The sequence below is a fragment of the Polaribacter sp. IC073 genome (assembly GCF_007997075.1).
Taxonomy (GTDB): Bacteria; Bacteroidota; Bacteroidia; order Flavobacteriales; family Flavobacteriaceae; genus Polaribacter.
Genome location: NZ_VORS01000003.1, coordinates 295385 through 311591 on the forward strand (window position 1 = coordinate 295385; position 16207 = coordinate 311591).

At 32.7% G+C, this 16207-nt stretch carries 12 protein-coding genes and 1 pseudogene; 5 read left to right on the plus strand and 8 right to left on the minus strand.

Annotated elements, in window-relative coordinates; translation table 11 throughout:
* The first annotated feature begins 325 nt into the window (after window positions 1–325).
* A complete protein-coding gene (locus tag ES045_RS06665; RefSeq protein WP_147114332.1) occupies window positions 326–1975 on the plus strand; it encodes an acetolactate synthase large subunit in 1650 nt (549 codons plus the stop codon).
* A 3-nt stretch (window positions 1976–1978) separates the two neighbouring features.
* The gene (locus tag ES045_RS06670; RefSeq protein WP_147114335.1) at window positions 1979–3346 is read left to right on the plus strand and encodes an NAD-dependent succinate-semialdehyde dehydrogenase; all 1368 of its coding nucleotides are present in this window, start codon (window positions 1979–1981) and stop codon (window positions 3344–3346) included.
* 73 nt (window positions 3347–3419) lie between these two features.
* Here ES045_RS06670 and ES045_RS06675 read toward each other — a convergent pair whose 3' ends face one another.
* On the minus strand, window positions 3420–3995 hold the full coding sequence (locus ES045_RS06675) for a hypothetical protein (protein WP_147114338.1): 576 nt from the start codon (window positions 3993–3995) through the stop codon (window positions 3420–3422).
* A gap of 109 nt (window positions 3996–4104) precedes the next feature.
* Between ES045_RS06675 and ccsA the strand changes: the two genes are divergently transcribed.
* Together ccsA and ES045_RS06685 are read left to right on the plus strand one after the other, a co-directional pair.
* Window positions 4105–7251 carry a cytochrome c biogenesis protein CcsA gene (gene ccsA / locus ES045_RS06680; RefSeq protein WP_147114341.1) on the plus strand — a complete coding sequence of 1049 codons (3147 nt, stop codon included), beginning with the start codon at window positions 4105–4107 and terminating at the stop codon, window positions 7249–7251.
* A 106-nt stretch (window positions 7252–7357) separates the two neighbouring features.
* Complete coding sequence (locus ES045_RS06685; RefSeq protein ID WP_147114344.1) at window positions 7358–7873, plus strand: DUF2892 domain-containing protein; 516 nt, start codon at window positions 7358–7360, stop codon at window positions 7871–7873.
* 81 nt (window positions 7874–7954) lie between these two features.
* Here the strand turns inward: ES045_RS06685 and ES045_RS16355 are convergent, their stop codons facing one another.
* A complete protein-coding gene (locus ES045_RS16355) occupies window positions 7955–8098 on the minus strand; it encodes a hypothetical protein (protein ID WP_189663040.1) in 144 nt (47 codons plus the stop codon).
* A gap of 234 nt (window positions 8099–8332) precedes the next feature.
* On the opposite strand from ES045_RS16355, the pseudogene ES045_RS06690 reads away from it, so the two are divergent.
* Window positions 8333–8702 (plus strand): annotated as a pseudogene (locus ES045_RS06690) (DUF2892 domain-containing protein); the annotation flags it as partial.
* A 112-nt stretch (window positions 8703–8814) separates the two neighbouring features.
* On the opposite strand, the gene ES045_RS06695 reads toward ES045_RS06690, so the two are convergent.
* The 6 genes from ES045_RS06695 to porV all read right to left on the minus strand — a co-directional run bounded on the left by ES045_RS06695 (window position 8815) and on the right by porV (window position 16191).
* Window positions 8815–10449, minus strand: a complete 1635-nt coding sequence (locus ES045_RS06695; RefSeq protein ID WP_223267195.1) for a LysM peptidoglycan-binding domain-containing protein — start codon at window positions 10447–10449, stop codon at window positions 8815–8817.
* A 5-nt stretch (window positions 10450–10454) separates the two neighbouring features.
* The gene (guaA, locus tag ES045_RS06700) at window positions 10455–11990 is read right to left on the minus strand and encodes a glutamine-hydrolyzing GMP synthase (protein WP_147114518.1); all 1536 of its coding nucleotides are present in this window, start codon (window positions 11988–11990) and stop codon (window positions 10455–10457) included.
* 847 nt (window positions 11991–12837) lie between these two features.
* A complete protein-coding gene (locus ES045_RS06705) occupies window positions 12838–13902 on the minus strand; it encodes a 3-oxoacyl-ACP synthase III family protein (protein WP_147114349.1) in 1065 nt (354 codons plus the stop codon).
* A 125-nt stretch (window positions 13903–14027) separates the two neighbouring features.
* Window positions 14028–14411 carry a group III truncated hemoglobin gene (locus tag ES045_RS06710; protein WP_147114352.1) on the minus strand — a complete coding sequence of 128 codons (384 nt, stop codon included), beginning with the start codon at window positions 14409–14411 and terminating at the stop codon, window positions 14028–14030.
* Between the two features lie 97 nt (window positions 14412–14508).
* Window positions 14509–14991: a cytidine deaminase gene (gene cdd, locus ES045_RS06715; RefSeq protein WP_147114355.1), complete on the minus strand. Its 483-nt coding sequence runs from the start codon at window positions 14989–14991 to the stop codon at window positions 14509–14511.
* A gap of 78 nt (window positions 14992–15069) precedes the next feature.
* Window positions 15070–16191 carry a type IX secretion system outer membrane channel protein PorV gene (porV, locus tag ES045_RS06720; protein WP_147114358.1) on the minus strand — a complete coding sequence of 374 codons (1122 nt, stop codon included), beginning with the start codon at window positions 16189–16191 and terminating at the stop codon, window positions 15070–15072.
* Window positions 16192–16207 lie beyond the last annotated feature (16 nt).

The following is a 16207-nucleotide window of genomic DNA, read 5'->3' on the forward strand; positions in this document are numbered from 1 at the left end:
TTCCATTTTACTCATCTGACTAAAATTAGTGACTTTTTTTCATCAAAATAAGTCATAGAACTCAACATGTAAGTATTTTAATACTTATTGTTTTTTTACATGGCTTAACCTATTTGCATAGAAAAACAAGAAGATAGATTACAAAACTAAATTTATCTTTTCTTTTCTATAATATTTTAAATTCATTTACTAAATGAATATTCAAGATTCTAATCCTTTTAAAATTAACAGACTTTTAAGTACAACTATAAAATGCACAATTAAAAAATGGTTAACTTCGAAAAGAAGATTTTTAAAAAAATTAATCCTTAAAAAATTATAAAAAATGAAAACTTCAGACATTATTATACAAGCCTTAGAAAATGAAGGAGTAGACTATATATTTGGTTTGCCTGGTGAAGAAAATTTAGACGTTTTAGAATCCATAAGAAAATCAGATAAAATACAATTAATTTTAACTAGACACGAGCAAGGAGCTGGTTTTATGGCCGCAACTTATGGCAGATTAACAGGAAAACCAGGTGTTTGTATGTCTACATTAGGACCCGGTGCTACAAATTTAATGACGCCAGCCGCCTATGCACAATTAGGTGCAATGCCCATGGTAATGCTCACTGGTCAAAAACCAATCAAAGAAAGTAAGCAAGGAAAGTTTCAGATTGTAGATATTTTAGAAATGATGCAACCGCTTACAAAATTTTCGAAACAAATTACCTACGGTAAAAATGCAAGTGCATTGATAAGAGAAGCATTTAGAGTTTCGCAAGAAGAGAGACCTGGGGGTGTTCACTTAGAAATTCCCGAAGATGTCTCTAAAGAAATGGTAGAAAACCCACACTTCTTTGAAATAGTGAGCTCTAAAATTCCTTCTGCAAATACAGCATCTATTCTTGAAGCGAAAGAAATGATATTATCTGCAAAACAACCCCTATTATTAATTGGTGCTGGTGCCAACAGAAAAAGAGCAAGTGAAGCGTTGACCAAGTTTGTAGATGAATTAGGAATTCCGTTTTTTAATACCCAAATGGGCAAAGGAATTATCGATGAAAGACATCCACTTTACTTAGGAACAGCTGCACTTTCTTCTAATGATTTTTTACACGAAGCCATTGAGGAAGCAGATTTAATTATAAATGTTGGTCATGATACGATAGAAAAACCTCCATTTATTATGAATGCTGCTGATAAAAGAAAGGTCATTCACATGAACTTTTTTGCTGCAGAAATTCATGAAGTTTATTTTCCGCAGTTAAATGTTATTGGAGATATTGCTACAAGTATTCACAAGCTAACAGAAAAATTAAAGCCGAATGCTAAAAAATGGAACATTAATTTTTTCTTAAAAGTAAAAGAGAATGTTTTAAGCCATTTATCGAAGTACGAAGAAGACAATCGTTTTCCTATTCTACCCCAACGATTGGTTAAAATAACCAGAAATATCTTGCCAGAAGATGGCATTGTAACTTTAGACAACGGAATCTATAAAATTTGGTTTGCGAGGAATTTTCCAGCCTATGCGCAAAACACCTTACTATTAGACAACGCTTTGGCAACAATGGGCGCAGGATTTCCTTCTGCAATTATGGCAAAAGAATTGTACCCAAATAAAAAAGTGATTTCTGTAAATGGAGATGGTGGTTTTATGATGAATTCGCAAGAATTAGAAACTGCCGTTAGAATGCATTTAGATTTGGTTGTTATTATTTTAAATGACAACGCTTACGGTATGATTGAATGGAAACAAGAAGGAGAAGGATTTCCTAAATTTGGCTTGGAATATAACAATCCGGATTTTGTGAAGTATGCAGAAAGTTTTGGCGCTGTTGGTCATCGGCCAGAATCGGTGCAAGAATTTGAAAAAACATTAACTAAAACATTAAATTCAAAAGGAGTACATATTATTGATTTGGCAGTAGATTATTCGTTGAATCACAAAATTTTAAATGTATTACTAGAAGAAAACTCAAAAAAATAAATGATGCAAACAACAACCAGTATAAATCCTGCCACGGAAGAAGAAATTGCAAGTTACAATCGAATTTCTGCAGAAACAGCAAAAGAAAAAATTGCAAAAGCTAATGAGACTTATAACGTTTGGAAAAAAACAAGTTTTAAAGAACGCTCTAAGTTAATGCTTAAACTTGCGGATGTTTTTGATGAAAATAAAGAGAAATATGCACAATTGGTTACGCAAGAAATGGGAAAGGTTATTGGTCAGTCTCGTGGTGAAATAGATAAATGCGCACTAATTTGTAGGTATTATGCAGAGAATATTGATAAATTAATGGCTGATAAAATAGTAGAAACGGAAGCTAGCAAAAGCTATGTTACGTTTCAGCCGCTAGGAGTAACTTTGGCGGTAATGCCTTGGAATTTTCCTTTCTATCAAGTAATTCGTTTTGCTGCACCCGCAGTAATGACAGGAAATACAGGTGTGTTAAAACATGCCTCAAATGTACAAGGTTGTGCTTTTGCTTTAGAAGATGCTTTTAAAGAAGCTGGCTTTCCTGATGGTGTTTTCACTAACTTAAACGTAGCTTCAGATAATATTAAAGCAATTATAGAAGATAAAAATATTGTTGCCGTTACTTTAACAGGTAGTGAACCTGCAGGACGTTCGGTTGCTAAAATTGCTGGAGAAAACTTAAAAAAGACCGTTTTAGAATTAGGAGGAAGCGATGCCTACATTATTTTAGAAGATGCCGATTTAGAAAAAGCGACAGATTTAGCAACTTATGGTAGGTTGCAAAATAACGGCCAAACATGCATTGCTGCAAAACGTTTTATTGTTTTAGAAGAAATTTATGACGAATTTCTGAAACTATTCACAAAGAAAATGAAAGCAGCAAAAATGGGAACGCCAACAAGCAAAGATGCATATTATGGTCCCATGGCACGTGTAGATTTGCGTAATGAAATTCATCAGCAAGTAGAAAAAACCGTAAAACAAGGAGGTAAGTTAATTTTAGGAGGAAAAATACCTGATCTAAAAGGGGCTTATTATCCTGCAACAATTCTGGCAGACTTAAAACCTGGAATGACTGCCTTTGACGAGGAACTTTTTGGCCCTGTTGCTTCTGTGATTAAAGCAAAAGACGAAAATGAAGCAATTGCACTTGCAAACAACTCTACTTTTGGTTTGGGTTCTGGTGTACTTACTAACAATTCTAAAAGAGGTGAAAAAATTGCACTGCAATTAGAGGCAGGAAATAGCTTTGTAAATAAATTAGTTGCTTCTGACCCAAGGTTGCCTTTTGGCGGAATTAAAAATAGTGGTTACGGTAGAGAACTTTCTAGTTACGGAATTAGAGAGTTTGTAAACACAAAATCTATTTGGATCGATTAAGTTTAAAGAGTTCTACAGTAAAAAGAAAACCTTCGCTACAAAGTGAAGGTTTTTTATTGTTCTGTTTAAAGTTTTACTGAATCTTCTCTAAATTTTCTGCCAATTTATTTCGGTCTTCCACCAACACCATAATTTCTTCTGGTGATAAATAATACCTTTTAATTCTATTTTTATAAACTTCAGAAATAGCCGCATTGTTTAAAATAAAATCTTTTGTTTTTAAGATGTAATCTTCCATTTTATGTTTTACAGCAAAACTATCTGCCGCTCTTTCTGCTTCCACTATATGGTTGTCTGAAAACAGGTATTTAATTCCGAACCAAATTAAATTCAATTTACTTCTCCCTTGATAATCCATAATATGCCCCAATTCATGACCAATCCAACCAATAAAGATATCGTCGGGAATATCTCTTGTAGAAAATTCTTTGTCAGAAATTTTAAACTTTTCACTAATTAATATTAGAAACTTTCTATTTTTTTTCAATTTAAAAAAACTATCAAAAGTTGGTCTCGCTTGCATTGTAGATTTTTTAATGTTTTTTTTAAATTTAAATTCAATTGGTATCTTTTTTAGCTGCGGATAGTAATTTAACGCAGTTTTCACTTGTTGTTTTATCGTTTTTGGAATTATATGGTATTTAGACATAAAATTGTGATTTTTTTAAAACTTTAATACATAAATATACTGCTATCTAGAAGTTCATTTGTGCTTTTATGCTTAAATTTGTAACTCTTTTAAAAAGCACTTCAAAAGGATGAAAAAAATATTCAGTTTCCTCTACTCTACTCGTTTAATGGCATTTTTATTTATCGTTTTTGCCACAGCCATGGCAATTGCCACATTTATAGAAAACGATTTTGGCACACAAACTTCTAAAGCACTTGTTTACAATGCTTGGTGGTTCGAAGCAATTATGGCTTTATTTGTAATTAATTTCTTCGGAAACATTTTTAGATACAAATTGTATCGAAAAGAAAAATGGCCCGTTTTAATGTTTCATACTTCTTTTTTATTAGTTTTAATAGGTGCAGGAATCACACGTTATGTTGGTTATGAAGGCATTATGCTAATTGAAGAAGGAGAAACTACAAACAAATTCTTATCTGAAACTACGTATCTAAACGCAGTTATAGACGATGGTAATTCTCAAAAGCCAGAAGTAAATGCGCCTATAATGCTTTCTGCTTGGGGTACAAATTCTTGGTCTTACTCAGATAGTTTTAAAACAAAAGACAGCGATATCGATTTTAAATTTGACTTAGTTTCTTATATTCCTTGGGCAGAAAAGAAGTTGATTGAAGATGATAATGGTGTAGAACACTTGTTTTTTGTAGAATCTTCAGAAGGAACACGTCATGAGCATTGGATTAAGAAAGGAACCATCCAAAACATTCATGGTATTTTAATTGGTTTTGAGGCAGAGAATGAAAATGCTTCAATCAATTTTACAAATAAAAGTGGTGCTTTGAGAATGACCTCTAAAGAAGAAGGAGATTGGTTTCGAATGGCAGATCAAAAGAAAGGGAAAATTGAAAAAGATTCCTTACAAGATTTTAAATATTTAACGCTTCATACTATTGGCGACATGCAATTTGTAATTCCGAAACCTGCAGAGAAAGGAATTATGAAAACGATGAGTGGCGAAAAAAACGCTGAAGTACAAGACGTTATTGTGGTAGATATTACTGCAAATAATGAAACTGAAAGAGTAGAATTAAAAGGAGGACAATTTAACTCTGGTGGTTCTAAAGAAGTAAAAGTTGGTGGTTTAAACTTTAGGGTTTTATATGGCGCTAAAATATTAGAAACTCCTTTTAGTATAAAATTAAATGACTTTCAGTTAGAGAAATACCCAGGTTCGGAAAGTGCTGCAGCTTACGCAAGTGAAATAACCGTTATCGACCCCAAAGAAACTTTTGATTATAAAATTTTTATGAATCATATATTAGATCACAGAGGTTATAAATTTTTTCAGGCTAGTTATGATTTGTCTGACGGGAAAGAGGAGACACACCTTTCTGTAAATCATGATTTTCTAGGAACGTTTGTTACCTATTTAGGTTACTCTTTATTATACACTGGTTTAATTTGCATTCTTTTCGCAAAAAACACCCGTTTCGATAGTTTGAAAAAAGGGTTGACTAAAATTAGAAAAAGAAAGATGACACTATCTATTGTTGCTACGTTGCTTTTATCAAGTTTTACTTTTGCACAACATGGTAATAATCATCAACCAAATAAAATCACCACGCATCAAATAGACTCCATCTTACAAGCTAATATGGTCGATGCTAAACATGCAGAAAGCTTTAATAAGTTGGTCATTCAGGATGCTGGAGGTAGAATGAAACCTGCACATACTTTTGCGTCTGAATTGGTTAGAAAAGTAAGTCAGACAGAAAAGTTTAAAGACATGGAACCTAGCCAGGTTTTATTATCTATCATAGAAAATCCTAGACTTTGGTTTGAAGTTCCTGTAATTTATTTGGAAGAAAAAAACACCGAAATTAGAGCGTTTATTGGTGTTGCAGATACAGCTAAATATGCTGCTTTATCAGATTTTATTACTCCGATGGGTGTGTATAAAATAAAAGAAAAAGTTGCTGAAGCACAAAAGAAAAAAGTGCAAGATAAGTTTGAAAAAGACTTGATTAAAATTGATAAAAGAATTGGTTTGCTTTACAGTGCAATTGGTGGTGGAATTTTAAAAATCTATCCAATTCCGGGAGATGAAAACAACAAGTGGGTTTCGCAGCCAGAAACCTCAACAGCAAATTTTAAAGGAACAGACTCTGTTTTTGTGAGACAATCTTTGCCTGTTTACATTCAATTTTTACAGAAAGGTAAAAAAACGGGTGATTATACAGACGCGAATAAAATTTTAGACGGAATTAAAAAGTTTCAACAAAAATTTGGAGCAGCCGTAATTCCTTCAGAAAAGAAAATAGATTTAGAAATTTCTTATAATAAAATACAGCCTTTTCAAAGATTGGCGAAGTACTATGGTTTTGCAAGTTTATTTTTAATCATTTTTGTGATCTGGCAAATTTTCAATTCAAAAAAATGGATTAGCACCGTTGTAAAAGTAGTTGTTGCTGTTGTTATTGGATTGTTCATTTTTCATACACTAGGTTTGGTTTCTCGCTGGTATATTAGTGGAAATGCACCTTGGAGTAATGCGTATGAATCTATTATTTACGTTGCTTGGGCAACCATGTTATTTGGACTTTTCTTCGGAAGAAAATCTGCACTAACACTTACGGCAACCACCTTTTTAACAGCTATTATTTTAGCATTTGCACATCAAAACTGGTTAGATCCAGAAATTGCAAACCTACAACCTGTTTTAAATTCTTGGTGGCTTTTGGTACATGTTTCTATTATTGTTGCTAGTTATGGGCCTTTTTCTTTAGGAATGATTTTAGGTATATTCGCACTCTTTTTAATGGCATTTACCAATGAAAAGAATAAAAAGAAAATGGATTTAAACATTAAAGAAATTACCATTATTAATGAAATGGCAATTACTATTGGTTTAATTATGTTAACTATTGGTAACTTTTTAGGCGGAATGTGGGCAAATGAAAGCTGGGGACGTTATTGGGGTTGGGATCCTAAGGAAACTTGGGCATTAATTTCTATTATGGTGTATGCTTTTGTGTTACACATGCGTTTAATTCCTGGTTTGCGTGGTAGATTTACATTCAATTTGTGGTCTATAATTGCGTATGCTTCTATTATGATGACGTATTTTGGGGTAAACTTCTACTTGTCTGGTCTGCATTCTTACGCCAGTGGAGATCGAGTTATTACACCAACTTCAATTTATTATTCTGTTGGTTTTGTTGCCATTTTAGGAACATTTGCTTTTATAAAATATAAAAAATATTATAAAAAATAATTTAATGAGAAGTCACTAAATATTTTCATAAGAAAATGTATTTTTGCTCCTCGAAAATCAATTATAACTTCTCGATTTTACTCGAGATCACAAAAGAAAACAATGTATGTTTCATAAAAATATAAAATTAATTTTAGCCGGTTTAATTTCTGTTTGGGCAGTCTATCAATTTACCCTAGGGAACATTATGAACGGGATTTCTATCTTAGTACTTGCTGGACTTTTTATTTTATTCTACTTTAAGAATGAATTTATTTTATTGGCATTTTTACAGTTGCGTAGACAAAATTTTGCAGGAACTAAAAAGTGGTTGGATTATATTAAAAACCCTGAAGCGGCTCTAATTGTAAAGCAACAAGGATATTTTAATTACTTACATGGTATTATGTTGAGCCAAACAAACATGACACAAGCAGAGAAATATTTGCGTAAAGCCGTAAAATTAGGTTTGGCAATGGATCATGATTTGGCCATGGCAAAATTACAGTTAGCAGGAATTTCAATGACTAAAAGACGCAAACGTGAAGCGACCAACTTAATGGCAGAAGCTAAGAAATTAGACAAGCACGGTATGTTAAAAGAGCAAATGCAACAAATGAAACAACAAATGAAAAAGATCTAAATAGATACGCTTTATTAAAAAATAAAAAAATCCGATGAAATTAATTTTCATCGGATTTTTTATTTCTAAAAGTATGTTCTTCTAATTGATTCTTGTTAACGTTAAATCTGGGTTGTATCTAACAATGAACAACCCTTTGTGATCGGTTGTTTTAAAAAACGTATCCGAAGAATCGAACTTACTTTCTACGCTGTAAAAATCCCCATCATCAAAAGTAGCTTTCAAACTTTTTTCCAGAAGCTAACCGAGTTCAAACATCATACAATATCAAAACCTTTTTGTTGCATAATAAGAAGGTAATGCGCCGTTTTTAGCCAGTTATTTACGGTTAAAGTCCATTGCTTTAAAAGCATCTTCTCTAATATTTTTACCACTAATATATGTAAAACTTAACTGCGAAAATTTTCCATTAGGCACCCTTAGAAATAATATAACAGAATTTCTATCTTAGTACTCGCTGGACTTTTTATTTTATTCTACTTTAAGCATGAGTTTATTTTATTGGTATTTTTACAGTTGCGTAGACAAAGTTTTGCAGGAACTAAAAAGTGATTGGATGCTATTAAAAACCCTGAAGCGGCTCTAATTGTAAAGCAACAAGGATATTTTAATTATTTACACGGTATTATGTTCAGTCAAAAAGCATGACACAAGCGGAGAAATGTTTGCGTAAAGCCGCAAAATTAGGTTTGTCAATGGATCTTAATTTGGCAATGGCAGAATTACAGTTGGCAGGAATTGTAATGACTAAAAGACGCAAACGTGAAGGGATTAACTTAAACAAGCTAAGAAATTAAACAAGCTAGGTATGTCAATAGAGCAAATGTAACAAATGAAGCAACAACCAGAAAAAATCTAAAGAGATACACTTTATTAAAACATAAAAAAAATCCGGCGAAATTAATTTTCATCGGATTTTTTATTTCTAAAAGTATGTTCTTCTAATTGATTCTTGTTAACGTTAAATCTGGATTGTATCTAACAATGAACAAGCCTTTGTTATCGGTTGTTTTAAAAAGCGTATCCGAATAATCGAACTTACTTTCTACCCTGTAAGAATACCCATCATCAAAAGTAGCTTTCAAGCTTTTACCAGATGCTAAACGCACTAAAATATCATACGTAATATCAAAACCTTTTGTTGCATAATAAGAAGGCAATGCGCCGTTTTTAGCAAGATATTTACTGTTAAAGTCCATTGCTTTAAAAGAATCTTCTCTAATATATTCATCACTAACATACGTAAAACTTAACTGCGCAAGTTTTCCATTATCAATCTTGTCAAAAGCACTTGTTTTATCAAAAGTAAAAACACGAACAGTTGTATTTTCTGGCAAACTAATTAAGCTATTAATAGCACTTGCTACAATAACATTATCACTTGTTGTCATCACCACAATATTTTTCATATTGGGTTTTAAAACATTGATGAATTTTTCTTTCTTAATATACCCCTCTTTCGGTGTTATAAGATGAATACTGTTTATAGAATCGTGAGATTTAAGGATTGTTCTAATTTTACTAGAATTATAATTAGAGTCTGCTTTACCATCTCCAACGATTACAATATTACCATCTTGAAAATTTTCTTCGATATATGCTAATAATTTATCTCTAAACAAATCTTTATTTGGCGCCGTTTTAATAATTCTTTTTGAAGTAAACTTAGACTGATTTTTAGAATACACAGGAAAAACAATTGGTGTATTTACTTTGTCTGCTAAAAATGCTATTTCTTCAAAATACAGAGGGCCAATAATAACATCGTTCTCTTTTAAATTATTATCTGCTACAATTGCATTCATTTTAGTGCTTTTTCCTCCAGTATCAAAAACATCAATATCTAATGCTACGCCTTGTTTTCGAAGCGAATCTATTGCTATTTCTGCCCCCAGGTAAAAATCGGTGACTATGTTTGCTAATTTACTGTTTCCAAAGATTTCATTGCTTGAAAGCGTATCTAGTTCAGAAGTTCTAAAAGGAAGCATAATTGCAGCTTTAATAGAAATCCCTTCTTCAATTTCATCTGCATACAGAAAATCATCCTCTTCTATAACATCTTCTATCGGCATTATTTTTATGAGTTGCCCTAGCTTTAAACCTTCAGATAATTCTGGGTTTAGAACAATTAAATCTGCTCTTGATACGTTATAAAATCTTGTCAAGCTAAAAAAAGTGTCTCCTTTTTTAACTTCATGAATCTTAAAATATTTTTCTAATTCTTCAATTAAAAGATTTCTTTGTTTTTCTTTTTCAGAAAGGATAACAGTCTCAGCATCTTCTTTTACAGTAGTAGCATCTGACGCAATATCTTGGTCTTTAATGCTATTTTCTTGATTCGTAACACCTTTTTTCATTTCCTTGTTAGGAACGATAATTACGGTATTTGCCTCCGGATTTTTACTTACATCTGGGTTTAGACGCAGTAAATCTTTGGTATTCATGTCCAATTTCTTGGCAATGACACGCATCGATTCTCCTTCTTTAACCTTATACTGAACGTATTTTTTTTGTTGACCGCAAGAAACGGTAAACGTTAGAATACACAGAAAAACAAAAAATTTAAGATGTTTCATATACTTTATTCCCATTCTATAGTTGCAGGCGGTTTAGAACTAATGTCATACACTACTCTATTAACGCCTTTTACTTGATTTATTATTTTATTTGACACTTTTTGTAAAAATTCATACGGTAAATTCACCCAATCTGCCGTCATACCATCGGTACTTTCTACTGCCCTTAAAGCAACTACTTTTTCGTAAGTTCTTTCGTCTCCCATGACTCCAACAGAATTTACAGGCAATAACATTGCCCCTGCTTGCCAAACTTTATCGTACAAGCCATCTTCTTTTAATCCGTTTATAAAAACAGCATCTACCTCTTGTAAAATACGCACTTTTTCTGCGGTAATGTCTCCCAATATACGAATTCCTAAACCAGGCCCAGGAAACGGGTGACGCCCTAATAACTCTGCATCAATTCCCATAGAAGCACCTACTCTTCTTACTTCGTCTTTAAAAATCATGCGCAAAGGTTCTACAATTTTTAATTTCATATAAGCCGGCAAACCTCCCACATTATGATGACTTTTAATGGTTGCAGACGGTCCTCCGTTTACAGATACAGACTCAATTACATCCGGGTAGATGGTTCCTTGCGCTAACCAAGTTACATTCTTTATTTTATTTGCTTCATCATCAAAAACTTCTATAAATGAGTTTCCAATTGCCTTTCTTTTCTTTTCAGGATCTGTCAAACCTTCTAAAGCTGTTAAAAAACGTTCAGAGGCATCCACACCTTTAACGTTTAATCCCATTCCTTCGTATTGCGTTAAAACACTTTCGAACTCATTTTTACGTAACAAACCATTATTTACAAAAATACAATATAGGTTTTTACCAATTGCTTTGTGTAATAAAACAGCTGCAACAGTAGAGTCTACTCCTCCAGAAAGCCCTAGAACTACTTTGTCACTTCCTACTTTTTCTTGAATTGCTGCAACGGTACTTTCTACGAAAGAATCTGGCGTCCAAGTTTGTGCTACGCCTGCAATTTTTACTAAGAAATTCTCTAATAACTGTTTACCATCTTTAGAATGATACACTTCTGGGTGAAACTGAATTGCATAGGTGTCTTCACCTTTAATTTTATAAGCGGCATTTTCAACGTCTTTTGTGCTTGCTAACAATTCTCCGTTTGTTGGCAATTCTTTTATCGTATCCGAATGACTCATCCAAACTTGACTTCCTTCTGAAATATTTTCAAAGAAAGTTTCGTTATTTTTTATGAATGATAAATTTGCTCTACCATATTCTCTCGTGTTAGAAGGTGCTACTTTTCCTCCAGAAAAATGGGCTAAATATTGTGCGCCATAACAAACCGCTAACAGGGGCTTTTTTCCTCTGATAGCAGATAAATCTGGATGTAAAACATTTTCTCCTCTTACTGAGTTTGGACTCCCAGATAAGATAATGGCTTTAAATTCTGATTGATTTTTTGGCGGATGGTTGTATGGATGAATTTCACAGTAAATGTTTAATTCTCTAACTCTTCTTGCAATTAGTTGTGTGTATTGCGATCCGAAATCTAAAATAAGTACGTTGTGTTGTTGCATGCGCAAAAATACCATTTCAGATTAAATTTCAAATGCTGAAATGAATATTTTTTATCATAAATTTTGAATCCTCACATTACCTAGAATTCACTGAAAAAGGTTTCTTGTCTTTATTGATTGATGAAATAGGGATACTACAAAGCTAGTCGTTTTGTTTTTTTGATAAAAACTCCAACAAACTCCGTTTGACATTGTAAATACTGATTGATACTTGGCGTCTAATTAGAAAAAAAGGTTCGTTCTTTATTCTTTTTTCTAGTTTCTTACTTCTAAAGCCTTAGAAGAACCACATAGAGAACATAGCGAGTTGTTACTTTGATTTCAACTTGAAAAACTTCAACAAGCCCCATTTGACATTGTAAATACTGATTGATACTTGGCGTCTAATTAGAAAAAAAAGTTCGTTCTTTATTCTTTTTTCTAGTTTCTTACTTCTAAAGCCTTAGAAGAACCACATAGAGAACATAGCGAGTTGTTACTTTGATTTCAACTTGAAAAACTTCAACAAGTCCCATTTGACATTGTAAATACTGATTGATACTTGGCGTCTAATTAGAAAAAAAAGTTCGTTCTTTATTCTTTTTTCTAGTTTCTTACTTCTAAAGTCTTAGAGGAACATCAGTGAAAATAGGTGAAATCCGTATCAAAAAAAACTTTACAAATCTCTGGTAATAACATCTGTGAGATTGTTAGACTGTACCGTACCTTTTTAATTGCACAACAATGTTTACAATCAATTGCACTGTTTTTTAAATAAAGAGATTGCTTCATCAAGCAGAAAGCGCTTGATTTGCAAGGACCAACCTAAAGAGAACCGCTACAAATCTCTGTAAAACAAATCACTTTCCTAAAATCGGTACACAATCGCGTTGATATTCATACCGGCACCAACAGAAGCTAAAATAGCAACATCTCCTTTTTTTACTTCCTGATTTTCAATATTTCCTTTTAGAACTAAATCTAATAAAGTAGGCACAGTAGCCACAGAACTATTTCCTAGTTTATGAATGCTCATTGGCATGACACCTTCTGGAACTTGCTTTTTAAACAATCTATAGAAACGTTTTACAATCGCTTCATCCATTTTTTCATTTGCTTGATGTATAAAAATTTTCTTAACATCGTCTATATCCAATCCGCTTTTATCTAACGCTGTTTTCATTGCCGCGGGAACATTGGTAATGGCAAATTCATAAATTTTTCTACCGTACATTTTTATGTAACGTACATTATCATCTTCCTCTTTGTTAAAAGATTTTCCGAAATGTAAAAAATAAGCTTCTTCTTTTGCAAAAGTTTGTGCTGCATGACTAATAATACCAGCTTCTTGTGTTGTTGTTTCTTCAACAATACAAGCGCCCGCACCATCACTATAAATCATCGAATCTCTATCGTGTTTATCTACAATTCGAGACAAGGTTTCTGCACCAATTACCAAACATTTTTTTGCGATTCCTGCTTTTATAAAGGCTTGTGCCTGAATTACACCTTGTATCCAACCTGGGCAACCAAAAAGGATGTCGTAAGCAACACAATTAGGATTTTCAATTCCTAGTTTATGTTTAACTCTAGTTGCTAAACTTGGTAACATGTCTCCTTGAATACCTCCTTGTTGTATGTCTCCAAAATTATGGGCAAGAATAATATAATCTAATTCTTCTACATTTAAGTTTGCATCTTTAATTGCTTTTTCTGCAGCAAAAAAGGCCAAATCAGATGCTTTGTATGCTGGTTTCGCATACCTTCTTTCTTCAATACCAGTAATGTCTTTAAACTTACTTATTATCACCTCGTTTCCCGATGGAAAACCACTACCATCTTCATTTAGAAAATCTGTTTCTAAAAAATCTTTATTCTCTTTTTTAATTGATGGAATAAAACTTCCTGTTCCTGTAATTTTTGATGAAATCATGAGTTTCTGATACTTTTTTAATTGCTAAAATCCTTGTAATTTACAAAATCAGCATTTTAAAGGATGCTAATTTTAAGGCTAAAAAATGATATTCAATAAACACTTTTTCAATTCTAATAAAATAATTATTTAGAATATAAATTCATTTTAAGCTGCATAACCGTAGCTATTGAGGTTGCCCTGTTTTTCATTCTTTCGGAAGTTTCACCTTCAAAATAGGCGTCAATTGTTTGAAATAAATACGACGTCCAAATTGCAAAATGTGCTTTTTCAAACTTCACAAAAGCATTTTTATCCAAATGTTTTTGCATCGTATTATTTTTATAAGTTGTGGTGTCAAATAAAATATCATTCCAAAAATCTGAAATAACTTCTAGGTGCGCTTCTAAATGATTTTGAGCTACGATATCTTCAAAAAACGGCCGCATTTTTTCATCCGCCAATAACAACTTATAAAATCCAGACATTATAAACTTAATATCTTTTCTTGAAGAAATGTCTTGTTTCAATAGTGTTTGGTTTTTAAATATTTAAAAGCTTTTTGCTCTCTTTTAAGCACAATTCCTTTAGAGATTGCCACGTCTCACTTCCTCTTAATGACAATTATTATAAATAAGAACTGTCGAAAGAAAAAGGCAATAAAGAAAGTAAAGACGCTGTTTTTACAACTTCCCCCACTTCTCCCATAAAAATAAGCGGAAAAGGTTGCTTTTGTTTGATTTCATATTCAGATAACGATTGTCTACAAGCACCGCAAGGACCAATCGGTTTGTCTACTTTGGTTGTGGTAGAACTTGCAGAAATTGCTAATTTCATTATTTTTACCCCAGGATAGGTTGCTCCTGCATAAAAAACAGCCACTCTTTCTGCACACAAACCAGAAGGATACGCTGCATTTTCTTGATTATTCCCCAAAACTATTTCTCCGTTTTCTAACAATAATGCTGCACCAACATGAAACTTAGAATACGGTGCGTACGCTTTTTCCCTAGCCTCCACTGCTTTGTGCATCAGCATTTTATCTTCTGTAGGCAATTCGTTGATATCTTTATATAGTGTTGCTGAAGCAGCTATTTTAATTTCTTTCATAATGTAAAAGGTCAAAAAAAGCAGCCTAAATTGACTGCTTTGAATAGTGTTCTAAAATTACTAAAAAAAAACGATTTTTTAATAGTCTTGGTAAATTTCACCCAAATCAAAAGATAAAGAAAAACGCAAAGAATTTTCTAACGGATTATTTACATCCGAAGCATTTATTAAATACGACAAATCGATATTTAAAGCGTTGGTTTTAAAACCACCACCTAACGTAAAATACTGTCTGTTTCCTTTTTCTTCACTTTCATGAAAGTATCCTGTTCTTAATGCAAACGCATTGTTGTATAAATATTCTGCACCTAAAGCATAGGTAACTTCCTTCATTTCTTCACTAAAACCTCCTGGTGCATCTCCAAAAGAACTAAAAATTCCGTTGATCCAACCTTGTTCATTATCAGCATCATTTACAGAAGGTACTAATAATTTTGTGAATTCTAAAGTGGTAGAAATGGTATTATAATCATCTAAAATAAAATCGAAGCCACCCCCTAACTTTAAATTCGTGGGTATAAAATCTTCTTGCCCTGGCGTGTAAGATACTTTCGGACCAATATTGGCAATATTAAATCCTAATCGGTACTTCCCATTAAAGTTCCCATAATTTTCTTCTAAAGATTGGTAATACCCAGAAACGTCTACAGCAAAAGAATTAATTGGCTGTAAAGAATTTCCTTCTGTACCATTAAAAGCCAAATTAGAACGGATGTATTTTAGCGAAACTCCCATTGCAAAAGTTTCGCTTAATCTTAAAGAATAAGAACCTGTGGCTACTAATTCATTTGGGTTTATAGCTCCCTTTGAGTTCCCTTTATTATCTGTTAAGTCTATTTGACCTAAAGAAAAGTATTTAAAATCGGCACCCCAAGCTGCGTTTTCACTAAATCGGTTAATGTAAGAACCACTTCCTATAAAAATATCATCTGTTAAATTACGCAACCAAGGTGAATAGGTGATTCCTGTTAAAATCTGCCTGTTACTAAATGCAATTTTTGCAGGATTGTGAAACAACGAAAATGCATCTGCACTTGTAGCCACACCAATATCTCCCATACCACCAGCTCTTGCATCTGGTACAATTAATAAGAAGGGTGTTGCCGTTGTAATGCCGCCCGTTTGCTGCGTGTCTGTTTGTGCAGCCACTTTAACAATTGCGAAAGCACTTAGTAATAAATAGAGTCCTAATTTCTTCATTTCTTTCTTCTGTATT

Bases quoted from the DNA above. Each gene is read 5' to 3' on its own strand.
- ES045_RS06685 (WP_147114344.1), top strand. From the start codon at position 7,358: ATGTTTCATAAAAATATAAAATTAATTTTAGCCGGTTTAATTTCTGTT.
- porV (WP_147114358.1), bottom strand. From the start codon at position 16,191: ATGAAGAAATTAGGACTCTATTTATTACTAAGTGCTTTCGCAATTGTT.
- ccsA (WP_147114341.1), top strand. From the start codon at position 4,105: ATGAAAAAAATATTCAGTTTCCTCTACTCTACTCGTTTAATGGCATTT.
- guaA (WP_147114518.1), bottom strand. From the start codon at position 11,990: ATGCAACAACACAACGTACTTATTTTAGATTTCGGATCGCAATACACA.
- ES045_RS06675 (WP_147114338.1), bottom strand. From the start codon at position 3,995: ATGTCTAAATACCATATAATTCCAAAAACGATAAAACAACAAGTGAAA.
- ES045_RS06670 (WP_147114335.1), top strand. From the start codon at position 1,979: ATGCAAACAACAACCAGTATAAATCCTGCCACGGAAGAAGAAATTGCA.
- cdd (WP_147114355.1), bottom strand. From the start codon at position 14,991: ATGAAAGAAATTAAAATAGCTGCTTCAGCAACACTATATAAAGATATC.
- ES045_RS06705 (WP_147114349.1), bottom strand. From the start codon at position 13,902: ATGATTTCATCAAAAATTACAGGAACAGGAAGTTTTATTCCATCAATT.
- ES045_RS06695 (WP_223267195.1), bottom strand. From the start codon at position 10,449: ATGAAACATCTTAAATTTTTTGTTTTTCTGTGTATTCTAACGTTTACC.
- ES045_RS06665 (WP_147114332.1), top strand. From the start codon at position 326: ATGAAAACTTCAGACATTATTATACAAGCCTTAGAAAATGAAGGAGTA.